We start from the raw sequence: 12,306 nt of genomic DNA on the forward strand, positions 1-12,306 counted from the left end.
TTATTTTACACTTATACTTAAATTGTATAGGTTTGATTTCTAGTCAAAAAGGGTTATTTATATTAGTTTTTAATAATAACAATCCTTTTGCAAATTTATGTTACTGTTTTTTCTTTTAAAATATTCTTTTTGTTGAGTAAATATTAGATTTTATGCTAGGATTTCATTTAATAATCTGTGTTTGGAAGATAAATCATTAGTTGGCAGAGTTTGGTTTTGAGATATGATTTATTTAATAAGTTAATTATGCATTAATTATCTTTTTGAATATATATACGCTGGAGGATTTAATGACTAAGACATCAAACAAGGCAGAAAAAGATATAAAAGTTTTGACTGGTGCTCAGATATTCATAGAAGCTCTTAAAAAAGAAGGTGTCACGCAAATATTTGGTTATCCTGGCGGTGTAATATTATCAATATACGATGAATTATATGGTTGTAAAGAAATAATGCATTATCTTGTTCGTCATGAACAAGGAGCAATTCATGCGGCAGAAGGTTATGCAAGGGTTTCTAGTAAAACTGGTGTTGCTTTGGTTACATCCGGCCCAGGAGCTTGCAATGCTGTAACTGGTATAGCTAATGCATATTATGACGGTTATCCTTTAGTTGTCTTTACAGGACAGGTTGCGTCGAATTTAATTGGCAATGATGCTTTTCAGGAATCTGATATAGTTGGTATAACAAGACCATGTTGTAAACATAATTATCTTGTTAAGGATGTAAAAGATCTGCCAAGGGTTATAAAGGAGGCATTTCATATTGCTTCAACAGGAAAACCCGGACCCGTAATAGTTGATCTTCCAAAAGATATTTTAGTTAATAAGACTGAATTTGTATATCCTGAGAAAGTTCATTTACCAGGATATAACCCTACTTATGTAGGACATTCTTTGCAAATATCTAAGGCATTAAAGCATCTTTGTCATGCAGAAAGACCTGTTATAATAGCAGGTGGTGGTGTAATTACCGGCGAGGCAAGTGAAGAGCTGTTTAAACTTGCTAAATCATTACGAGTGCCTGTAGCAAATACCTTAATGAGTATGGGTGCAATTCCCGGTACGCATGAACTTTCTCTTGGAATGTTAGGAATGCATGGTAATTACTGGGCAAATATAGCAGTTTCTCAATGCGATGTGCTTTTTGCTATTGGTACAAGATTTAGCGACAGGATTACAGGTAATCTGAAAAAATTCTGCAGTGGAGCTAAAATTATTCACGTTGATATAGATCCTTGTTCAATCAGTAAAAATGTTCCTGTTGATATTCCAATAGTTGGGCATTCTAAAAATGTATTGCAAGATATGTTAAATATGCTTGATGAAGAAGAAGCTAAAAAGTCATATGAGAAAAGACAAAACTGGTTAAATAACATTAATGAATGGAAAGAAAAAAGAGCAATGCCCTGTGTGCAGTCTGATAATTTAAAACCCCAGACTGTAATAGAGAAAATTTATGAAGTAACAAAGGATAAAGATCCTATAATTGCTACAGAAGTCGGGCAGCATCAAATGTGGACTGCTTTATTATATAAGTTTAATAACCCTCGCAGATTTGTAAGTTCCGGTGGTTTAGGAACAATGGGATTTGGTTTCCCTGCTGCTATGGGTGCGCAACTTGCCCATCCTGATAAGCTTGTTATAAATATAGCCGGTGATGGCAGTATTCAGATGAACATACAGGAATTAGCCACCTGTGTCTACTACAACATACCTGTTAAAGTGTGTATCATAAATAACGGTTATCTTGGCATGGTAAGACAGTGGCAGCAAAAGCTTTTTGACAAACATTATTCTCAATCCTGTATATCAGGTCCTGATTATGTAAAATTAGCTGAAGCATATGGTGCTACGGGTTTTAGGGTTACAAAAGAAGAAGAAATTGAACCCATATTAAGAGAAGCAATTAATACAGAAGGACCTGTTTTGATAGACTTTATTGTAGAACCATTTGAAGTTGTTTATCCCTGGGTACTTGCAGGTGACCCAATAGATAAAGTTTTACTAGATGATACAAGTGGTTCGTAGTCCCAGGAGGAAATTATTATGAGACATACTCTTTCTGTTTTGGTACAAAATGAAGCTGGTGTTCTTGCTAGAATTTCAGGTTTGTTTAGCGGTAGAGGTTTTAATATAGAAAGTCTTACGGTAGCTCCAACTCAGGATGTCGAATATTCCAGAGTGACACTGGTTACTACTGGTGATGATACAATTATTGAGCAAATAAGTAAGCAACTAAATAAGCTCATTAATGTTATAAAAGTTGTTGATATAACTGGGGAAAGTAGTATCGATAGAGAGATAATTCTTGTTAAAGTTACATCTAAGGACAAAAATAGATCGGAGATACTTCGAATAGCTGAGCTTTTTGATGCAAAAATTATTGACATTTCTCCCAAAGCTTATACACTTGAAGCTATGGGTGATGAAAGTAAAATAAAATCTTTATTGGAATTATTAAAGCCAATAGGTATTAAAGAATTAGTTCGCTCAGGTAAAGTTGCTATTTCAAGAGAAATTCAGCTTAGTGAAAAAACTGGTAAATAAGTATAACTTATATAATGGAGGATTATTATGATTACAGGTTCAGAATTAAAAGTTTATTATGATAAAGACATTGATGCAAATAAGATATTAAACAAAAAAGTGGCTGTTATTGGCTATGGTAGTCAAGGACATGGGCAAATTTTAAACCTAAAAGAGAGTGGTGCTAATGTTAGAAGTGGTTTAAGAGTTGGAAGTCCTTCTCAAAAGAAAGCTGAACAATCAGGTATTGAAGTATTAAGTGTTGAAGATGCTGTTAAATGGGCTGATATTATAATGCTTCTCATCCCTGATGAAACTCATGGGGAAGTTTATGAGAAAGCAATCAAGCCAAATCTTAGACCTGGACAATATTTAGGCGTAAGTCATGGATTCAGTATTCTTTATAAAGAAATTGAGCCACCAGCAGATGTTAACATATTTATGGTAGCTCCAAAAGGTCCTGGTCACCTTGTTAGAGGTGAATATACAAAAGGAAGAGGTGTTCCTTCTTTAATAGCTATTTATCAGGATCCATCAGGAGATACTAAAGATGTAGCTCTTGCATATGCTTCTTTAATTGGTGGAGGTCGTGCAGGCATAATTGAGACAACTTTTAAGGAAGAAACAGAAACAGACTTGTTTGGAGAACAGGCTGTATTATGTGGTGGGGCAGTTGCTCTTGTAAAAGCTGGCTTTGAGACCCTGGTTGAAGCAGGATATTCACCATATATGGCTTATTTTGAATGTTTACACGAATTGAAACTTATTGTTGACTTATTATATCAAGGCGGCATTTCCGATATGCGTTATTCTGTAAGTAATACTGCTCAGTATGGCGATATGACCCGTGGTCCTAGAGTAGTTAATGAAGAATCCAAAAAGGAAATGAAAAAAGTTCTGGAAGAAATTCAAAGTGGTCAATTTGCAAAAGAGTGGCTACAAGAGTGTAAAAATGGCAAACCAAACTTTGATGCGTTAACAAAAGCTGATGAAGATCATTTAATTGAAAAAGTTGGTTCTGAGTTAAGAAGCATGATGTCTTGGCTTAAACAGGATAAATTTGTCGATCGTGATAAAAATTAGTGGAGTATTTCAAATTATGGAGGGTAAATTCTCTCCGTCACTATGCCTGTTAGCTTCGCACAGGCAAGGTTTCTACGAGAACACACCTTCCTCATCATTATTTTTGAAACAGTCCACTAGTATTCATATTTAATTTAAGTGGAATGTTTTTGAGAAAGCCTTTGAAAAGTGACGAAAAAACATTCCACTTAATAAAAAGTAAATTCAGTAGAAGAGTAAGGAGTTTTTTATGCCTAGCCAAAAGCTAGAAATATATGATACAACCTTAAGAGATGGTTCACAAGCTGAGGGAATCTCGTTTTCTGTAAATGATAAACTGAAAATAGTTTCTCTGTTAGATGAATTAGGTGTTGATTATATTGAAGCCGGCTGGCCTGGTGCTAATCCAAAGGATATTGAGGTGTTTCAACAGGTTCAAAAAATGGACCTGAAAAATGCTGTTATTACTGCTTTTGGTTGTACAAGAAAAGCAAATGTAAAACCGGAAGAGGATAAGGTTCTGGAGCAGCTTTTAATAGCTGATACTAAAGTCATTACACTATTTGGAAAAAGCTGGGATTTCCACGTAGAACATGCTCTTCGTACTACACTTGAAGAAAACCTGAATATGATTTCAGACAGCATTGCTTATTTGAAGTCTCAGGGGAAAAGAGTGTTTTTTGACGCTGAACATTTTTATGACGGATATAAGAATAATCCTAAATATTCTTTAGACTGCCTGGAAGCAGCTCATAAAGCTGGATCAGAAAGACTTATATTATGTGATACCAATGGTGGCTGTATTCCAAGTGAGATTAAGGAAATTACAGAAATAGTAAGAAATCACTTTCCCGAAGCTTATATCGGTATTCATGCTCATAATGATGGTGATTTAGCGGTAGCTAATTCAATTATAGCTATTCAGGCTGGTGCTATACAAGTTCAAGGGACATTCAATGGCTACGGGGAAAGATGCGGTAATGCAAATCTTTGCTCGGTAATTCCAAATCTACAGGTAAAATTAGAGCAAAATATTATTGGTGAAAAATTAAGTAATCTTGTATATGTTGCAAGACAAATTAGTGAAATAGCCAATAGAAAAGCTAATGACTATGCTCCTTATGTTGGTCTGAGTGCTTTTACTCATAAAGCAGGTATACATGCCAGTGGAGTAAAGAGGAATTCCAGTACATATGAGCATATAGACCCTGAGGCTGTTGGAAATACCAGAAGAATTCTTGTTAGTGATCAGGCAGGAACTGCATCAATTAAAGAAAAAATTGCACACTTAAAGCTTGATATTGATTTAAATGACAAAAATCTGAAAAAAATTCTTAGTAACATAAAAAAGCTTGAATGGCAGGGTTTTGCCTTTGAAGATGCTGATGCTTCTTTTGAATTAATGGTTAGAGAAATATTCGGCACAAAGCCCAGGTATTTTGAGTTAAAAGGATTTAGAGTAATTTCTGATACTACAACAGGTCTTAGTGCTTTAAACACTGAAGCTTCGGTTAAAATTAAAGTTGGAAAAGAAACAATTCATACCGTTAGTGAAGGAGAAGGTCCAGGGCATGCCCTTGATGGTGCGCTAAGATGCGCATTAAGATCCCTTTATCCTGAGATTAAACAGTTTAAATTAGCTGATTTTAAAGTAAGGATTCTGGATGGCATTGATGGAACCAGTGCAAATACAAGAGTGCATGTTGAAACTACTGACGGATTTAACAGATGGGATACTGTAGGTGTAAGCAGAAACATTATTGAGGCTACATATCTTGCAATAGTTGATAGTATCGTTTATGGCTTAATGATACATAATGTAGAGCCTCAAAATGGATATCATTCTGCTGAAGATCTTACTCAATTTGTATAATTAACTTAATTTGTTGAAGTGTATCTTAGCCCAATTATACCAACTACAATTAATCCAATAAAAAGCATTCTGGTTAAATCTTTAGGCTCGTTAAATAAGATTATACCTGCTATGACTGTACCTGTTGCACCTATACCTGTCCATATTGGGTATGATGTACCTATAGGAAGGGATCTTGTAGCTAGTGATAACAAATAAACACTTATTATCATAGCTAATAGTGTTCCTATACTGGGAATTATTCTGGTAAATCCTATTGTATATTTTAAGCCTGTAGCCCAGATAATCTCAAAGAAGCCCGCTAGTATTAAATATAACCATGCCATATGATATTTTCCTGCTTTAAATTAAGTTGAGTGCTTGTTTATGGAGTTAGTCTACTGGATATATGTTGATAAGTCAATATTTTGAGGATTTTATATCTTAAAGTTTTTTTGAAAAGCCTGAAATAAAACTTGAAATTGCTCAAATTGAAGTGACACAATAATATTGTAGGGCAAATAGAGGAAACTAATTATGCAGGGTAAGGGAAAATTACTCTTTGTACTTACAGTATTGTTTCTTATTTTGGTATGGTCATCGGCTTATACCGCTATTCGTATTGGTCTTTACAGTTTTAGTCCGGAAAGTCTTGCTTTATTACGCTTTTCAGTTGCAACTTTCATTTTGTTTGCTTATGCAGCTTCGAAGAAAATATCATTACCAAAAGTTGAAGATGTGCCAATCATTCTGATGTGTGGCTTTTTAGGTATTTCTTTATACCATGTGGCCTTGAATAAAGGACAGATTACTGTGACAGCCGGTTCTGCAAGTATGTTATTAGATACATATCCTGTTTTTGTTGCAATTTTTTCCAGTATTCTTTTGAAAGAATACGTTAATCTTGGTAAATGGATAGGTATTCTAGTTAGTTTTGCAGGTATATTATTAATTGCCATGGGTGAAAATGTTGGATTGGGATTGTCACCAGGTGTATTTTTAATCTTGATTTCTGCAATTTCACTTAGCTTATTTGATGTAATCCAGAAAAAACTATTAAAAAAATATACACCGTTAGAATTAACGTTATACTTTTTTGTGGCTGGTACGCTATTTTTAATGTTTTATAGCGGGTCTTTAATTAAGGATTTAAAAACAGCTTCTAATATTTCTATACTGGCTGTGGCCTATTTAGGGATAATGCCAGGAGCTATATCTTATTTGGTCTGGTCTAAATTAATATCTAAATATTCTGTGACCAGCATGTCCACAGTGTTATTTCTAGTACCGCCTTTTACAATATTAATAGCTTTCTTTTATTTAAATGAAATTCCTACCATATTTTCTTTGATAGGAGGAACTATAGCTCTTATTGGCGTTGCAATTGTTAGCTTTTCAGACAGGCTTAAGGTTGTCTTTTCGAGAAATAAGAATGTCCTGAAATGCGGCTATGAACATATAACCAGGAAAATCAGTTAATTGGAATAATTAATAACAGTCAATTTATTTTGCTATTAGATTGACCGTATGAGTGGGAATATTTTCTCCGTCGCTGGTGCTAACGCACATTAATTAGGTCATTACTGGAATGATTGGTAACTGAGAAAAGTGACTGTGTCACAAATTGACATGAAACAAAGGCTCCTACGAAAACATTCCCATTTCCATAATTTATTGGTCAAAGTACTAATTATTTGGTAAATAAATATTGAGAAGTAGATATACCAAGAGTTTTAGCGTTTATCTGTGGTTATAATTAAATGCCAGCCAAATTCAGTCTTAACAGGTTCAGAAATTTCACCAATAGGAAGGTCGAAAGCAGTTTTCTCAAATTCAGGTACCATCATTCCTTTTTCGAAGTATCCAAGGTCACCGCCTTGAGCACCGGAAGGACATTTTGATGTTTCTTTTGCTGCTTTTGCAAAAGACTTTGCAAAGTCTTTATTCTCAAGAATCTCTTTTCTTAGCTTTAGAGCTTCTTGTTTTGTACCAACCAATATATGACTTGCTCTAACTTCTTTATATTGTGACTCTGTTGATTTTTCTGATCCGTTATATAGTATTCTTGCGTTGGTTTCAGAAGGTTTTCCTGTAAAAGCATTAACAATAAGTCCAACAGTTAAAACAATAAGGCTTATACGGATGAAAGGGTTCTTTCTTCTAACTTTTTTCCTGGTTTTTATCCCTGATCTAGCTGCTTGTTTTAATCTTGGATTTTGGCTTGTGACTGGTATTGGTCCAGATTTTCTCATAGTCCTACCATTCCTTCCTTGATTATTTTTTATACTCCTAACACATATGCGAAAATCAATGGAGCAACTATGGTTGCGTCCGATTCGATCATAAATTTTGGGGTTTCTACTCCTAATTTACCCCAGGTGATTTTTTCATTAGGTACAGCGCCACTGTATGAGCCATAACTGGTTGTTGAGTCACTAATCTGGCAGAAATAACCCCATAATGGAGCATCTTCTTCAAGATCCTGATGTATCATAGGCACCACGCAAATAGGGAAGTCTCCTGCAATTCCACCGCCTATTTGGAAAAATCCTATTGAACTGTTTGCAGATGTTTCTCTATACCATTTTGCCAATTCAACCATATATTCTATGCCACCACGAACAGTATTTGGATTTTTTACCTCTCCGGTTATACAGTAAGAGGCAAAGAAATTTGCTGTTGTTGAATCTTCCCAGCCAGGTACAAATATGGGAAGATTTTTTTCGCAAGCAGCAATCATCCAGCTGTCTTTGGGATCTATTTGATAATATTGTTCAAGAGATTTATCTCTTAAAATGCTGTATAAAAACTCGTGTGGAAAATATCTTTCACCTTTTTTATCGGCATCAAACCATTTTTCAACAAGAAATTTCTCTAACCTTCTCATTGCTTCTGATTCAGGAATACATGTATCTGTAACACGATTATAATGATTTTTTAAAAGATCTTCTTCCTGTTGAGGGGTTAAATCTCTATAATTGGGAATTCTTTTGTAGAAATCATGCGCTACCAGATTAAATAAATCTTCCTCTAAATTTGCACCTGTACAGCTAATTGCGGAAATTTTATCTTGTCTGATCATCTCGGCTAAGGATATACCCAGTTCTGCTGTACTCATAGCTCCTGCGAGAGCTATCAGCATTTTTCCACCATTATCTATATGTTTTTTATAACCTTCTGCTGCATCAACGAGTGAAGCGGCGTTGAAGTGTCTGAAATTTCTCTTTAAAAAGCTTGTTATATTTTGTCCATTTAAATGAGTACTCATTTTCTACTTGATAGATCCTTTCTTGATAAGATTATTCCTATATATATAAGAATTTGGGTATTGCTAATGAGCTTGTTGAGTAGTTAATAGCTAAATTTTTTAGATGAGTGCTTAGTATTATACTTAATTTATCAATGAAATAGAATAATATTTTAGTATAGTTTAGGTGATAAATAATTTTGATTTGATATTGTGTTTAATTCAGGTATGATGCTATTTTTGCTTAATTAAATTATCGTTTATTTTTAATGAGAAAATCAATTTTTTATAATTGAACAATAATTTGTGAATTATGTGAGTGGTAATATAAAGATAATAAAAGCTGAGATTATAACTAATGGAATGTCTCATTAGTTGGGGGTATATTATTTCCGTCGGTGCTAATGCACATAATTAAGTCTTCAATCATTCCAGTGATGACTTAGAAAAGTGACCTTGTCACCTTCAAATTGAAATGGTGCATAGCCAATAACATATCCCCATCATCATAATTTTGGGACAGAGTAACAAAAGTGTCATTGTTCTATTTAAGAGGTAAATATAATGAATCAATTTGCTAGTGGGGTACCTTTTGATCCCGGATATTCACAACATACAATTTATTTTCCTGAAGCTATTTTACCGTTTGTTGAGGAATTGGCTCAGATAAAAGCTCCCCATCAGAAAAAATTCAAATTAAGCTTATCTGAGTCAGGGATTCATCAGCTTATTAATAACTGTGCAGGCTTTTACCTTGGCTGCATATTATGGGGGGCTTTTATTCATCATAAATTTAAAGATAGCCCTAAAGAGGTTATTGATAATCCTGCTGATGATTTAACTGAAGAAGAATTGAAATCGAGAGATTATACAGAAGAAATCAACTTTATGCTTGAATTTTTCAAGCAAATCGACAGAGATTATAAGTATTTTTGTAAAAAACCGTTTAAAGTCGATGAGCAGGTTATTAATATTTTTAATGCATATAATGAATTCGTAGTTATAAATGATAATTTCTTGAACATAAAGCTCACGAGCGATATAAAATTACCAAAAGCAGTAGAGCATTTTGATAAACTCGATCAGGAGAAATTAGATACTTTATATAAGTACATTTCTGATGTAGTTGATTCAGGAAATCTGGAAGATCTCTTAAAAATAGGATTTTTCAAATAGTTCATTAAATAGAATCCAGTGTGTCATCATAAAAAATAAGGAAATGCGGCTATGAAAGAAATACAATTTAATCAATTATCAAAAGAAATGCTTGATCAGCTTATGAAAGGAGCATTTTTAACTGTTAAAGATAATAATGGTAATTTAAATACTATGACTATTGCCTGGGGATCTCTTGGATATATGTGGAGACGTCCAATTTTTATGGTTATGGTCAGGTATTCAAGATATACTCACAAGCTAATTGAAAATACAAATGAATTTACAGTTAGTTTTCCTTTAGGTGATCAATTAAAGAAAGAATTAGGAGTATGTGGAACCAAATCAGGCAGGGAAATAAATAAATTCGAGGTATGTAATTTAACCCCTGAAAAAGCTCAGAAGATTTCAACTCCTATAATTGGAGAATGTGATTTGCATTTAGAATGCAAAATTGTTTATAAACATCCTCTGAATTCTCAATTTATTATGTCAGATGAGGTTGAAGAGATTTATGGGGCTGAGAAAGATTATCATGTTTTGTATTATGGTGAGATTCTGGCATGTTATGTTAAAGAAAATGATTAAGAAATTAAGGTGCTTGCCTAGAAAATGTTAAAATACACTAATAATAAAGTATGTCATTGCGAGGTGCTTCGCACTGTCTTAAGCCATCAATCTTTCCAATAATACGCACTATCACCGCAAAGTAACAAAGTCACTTTTATAAGTCATCAATCATTCTAATAACATGCATTGTCATTGTGAGCACCGAAGGTGCGTGGCAATCTATCTGGTGAACATTAGAAAGATTACCACGTCGCTTCGCTCCTCGTAATGACGGTGATTATTAGAAATCTATTATCAATCATTAAATATTATTCTCATCAAGCACCAAAATTAATTTTAAGTAACATTAAGCATAAAGTAATAAGCCGCAGACATACTGGAAACAAGTTATTTCAAAAAGATTATTAATTAAATTTATATTTTTCTGCACTTGACATGTATAGAATAATAGAGTAATCTAATATCAATTTAGCATTTATCATTTAGACTTTTGAGAGGCCAATAAATTTGACTTTTAAGACAGCGAATCGAATAGTTAATAAGGTTGAGCGATTTTCAACTTCATTAAATATTTCAATTATTGATATAAAAGTTTTTAGAGAGGATATTGATTTCCTCTCTTTTTTTATAAAAAGGCATTTAAATTATTTATTTGTTTCTATTAATTCCGGGTTTATTATCCGGAATTTTTTTATGGATTTTAGATTAATCAAATTAAGTAATAAATAGAAAGAGGTATTATATGGCAATTCAAGAAAGGCTTAATAACGTGTCTTACTTAAGAAAACCAGCAAAATACGTTGATTTTTTGAGGGAGGAAATTATAGCCAAAATTAATATGAACGGCGGTTTTGTTAACACCCATGCCCATCTTGACAGAGCATATACAATAACTCCAGAAACATTACATCTTGCAAATGCGACATTAAAGGAAAAATGGTATCTTGTTGATTCAATCAAGAGAAATTCAACAGTTTATCAGATTTATGACAGAATGGCATTTGCTTTGGATCAGATGCTTGAACAGGGCGTTCAGGCTGTAGGTTCATTTATTGATGTAGATGAGGTTATTGAAGATAAGTCTATAAGAGCTGCTCAAATTATTAAGGATAATTATGGTTCTGACATTAGACTGAAGTTCGTTAATCAAACACTTAAAGGTGTTATTGATCCTGAATCACGTAAATGGTTTGAAATTGGTGCTGAATTTGTGGATATAATTGGTGGATTGCCTGCAAAAGATAAAGGGCACGAAGCTGAGCACTTAGATATATTAATGGAAACAGCAAAAAGATTAGGTAAACCGGTACACGTTCATGTGGATCAATTCAATACCGCAAAAGAGAAAGAAACAGAACAGCTTATCGATAAAACAGTACAACACGGCATGCAAGGCAGAGTAACAGCAATTCATTCGATCTCTTTAAGTGCACATCCTGCTGTTTATCGTGAAGAAGTATATAAAAAGATGGCTGAAGCAGATGTTATGTTAATAACCTGTCCTACAGCATGGATTGATTCCAGAAGATCAGAAGAACTCTCTCCTACACATAACTCTATTGCCCCTGTAGAAGAGTTGATTCCAAATGGAGTTACAGTTGGAATAGGTACAGATAATATTGCTGATATTCTAAAACCATTTACAGATGGAAATATGTGGACTGAACTACGCTTTTTACTTGAAAGCTGTCGCTTCTACAACATTGATGAACTGGTTAATGTAGCTACAGTAAATGGTTTGAAAGTTTTAGATATTAAATAATTCAATACTTGCTCAACATACTGCTTAAATGCTAATCCTTTTAGGATTGGCATTTTTTTATGAATTATCTATGCTACTTAGAAAGCAATGCATAACTAAGAACCTATCCGACAAAAATTTTAGAAAGAAC

General features: G+C 33.7%; 11 protein-coding genes. 8 read left to right on the top strand and 3 right to left on the bottom strand.

Features of this window, described 5'->3' with window-relative positions:
• The first annotated feature begins 290 nt into the window (after positions 1-290).
• From A2255_09200 to A2255_09215, 4 genes are all read left to right on the top strand, one after another.
• Positions 291-2,030 (top strand): acetolactate synthase, large subunit, biosynthetic type, encoded by a 1,740-nt coding sequence (locus A2255_09200; protein ID OGI21223.1) that lies wholly within the window; start codon positions 291-293, stop codon positions 2,028-2,030.
• 18 nt (positions 2,031-2,048) lie between these two features.
• Positions 2,049-2,549 (top strand): acetolactate synthase small subunit, encoded by a 501-nt coding sequence (locus tag A2255_09205; GenBank protein OGI21224.1) that lies wholly within the window; start codon positions 2,049-2,051, stop codon positions 2,547-2,549.
• 27 nt (positions 2,550-2,576) lie between these two features.
• Positions 2,577-3,611, top strand: coding sequence for a ketol-acid reductoisomerase (locus A2255_09210; GenBank protein OGI21225.1), 1,035 nt, complete (start codon positions 2,577-2,579; stop codon positions 3,609-3,611).
• A gap of 229 nt (positions 3,612-3,840) precedes the next feature.
• Complete coding sequence (locus tag A2255_09215; protein ID OGI21226.1) at positions 3,841-5,463, top strand: citramalate synthase; 1,623 nt, start codon at positions 3,841-3,843, stop codon at positions 5,461-5,463.
• 5 nt (positions 5,464-5,468) lie between these two features.
• On the opposite strand, the gene A2255_09220 is transcribed toward A2255_09215, so the two are convergent.
• Positions 5,469-5,789, bottom strand: coding sequence for a hypothetical protein (locus A2255_09220; protein ID OGI21227.1), 321 nt, complete (start codon positions 5,787-5,789; stop codon positions 5,469-5,471).
• 190 nt (positions 5,790-5,979) lie between these two features.
• Between A2255_09220 and A2255_09225 the strand changes: the two genes are divergently transcribed.
• Positions 5,980-6,921 (top strand): hypothetical protein, encoded by a 942-nt coding sequence (locus A2255_09225; protein OGI21228.1) that lies wholly within the window; start codon positions 5,980-5,982, stop codon positions 6,919-6,921.
• A gap of 254 nt (positions 6,922-7,175) precedes the next feature.
• Here A2255_09225 and A2255_09230 read toward each other — a convergent pair whose 3' ends face one another.
• Together A2255_09230 and A2255_09235 are read right to left on the bottom strand one after the other, a co-directional pair.
• The gene (locus A2255_09230) at positions 7,176-7,694 is read right to left on the bottom strand and encodes a hypothetical protein (protein ID OGI21229.1); all 519 of its coding nucleotides are present in this window, start codon (positions 7,692-7,694) and stop codon (positions 7,176-7,178) included.
• Between the two features lie 29 nt (positions 7,695-7,723).
• Positions 7,724-8,710: a deoxyhypusine synthase gene (locus A2255_09235; protein ID OGI21230.1), complete on the bottom strand. Its 987-nt coding sequence runs from the start codon at positions 8,708-8,710 to the stop codon at positions 7,724-7,726.
• 543 nt (positions 8,711-9,253) lie between these two features.
• Between A2255_09235 and A2255_09240 the strand changes: the two genes are divergently transcribed.
• The 3 genes from A2255_09240 to A2255_09250 all read left to right on the top strand — a co-directional run bounded on the left by A2255_09240 (position 9,254) and on the right by A2255_09250 (position 12,176).
• Positions 9,254-9,865, top strand: coding sequence for a hypothetical protein (locus A2255_09240; protein OGI21231.1), 612 nt, complete (start codon positions 9,254-9,256; stop codon positions 9,863-9,865).
• Between the two features lie 51 nt (positions 9,866-9,916).
• Positions 9,917-10,432: a flavin reductase gene (locus A2255_09245; protein ID OGI21232.1), complete on the top strand. Its 516-nt coding sequence runs from the start codon at positions 9,917-9,919 to the stop codon at positions 10,430-10,432.
• A gap of 820 nt (positions 10,433-11,252) precedes the next feature.
• Positions 11,253-12,176 (top strand): hypothetical protein, encoded by a 924-nt coding sequence (locus tag A2255_09250; protein ID OGI21234.1) that lies wholly within the window; start codon positions 11,253-11,255, stop codon positions 12,174-12,176.
• The last annotated feature ends 130 nt before the right edge of the window (positions 12,177-12,306 follow it).

The sequence above is a fragment of the Candidatus Melainabacteria bacterium RIFOXYA2_FULL_32_9 genome (assembly GCA_001784615.1).
GTDB lineage: Bacteria > Cyanobacteriota > Vampirovibrionia > Gastranaerophilales > UBA9579 > UBA9579.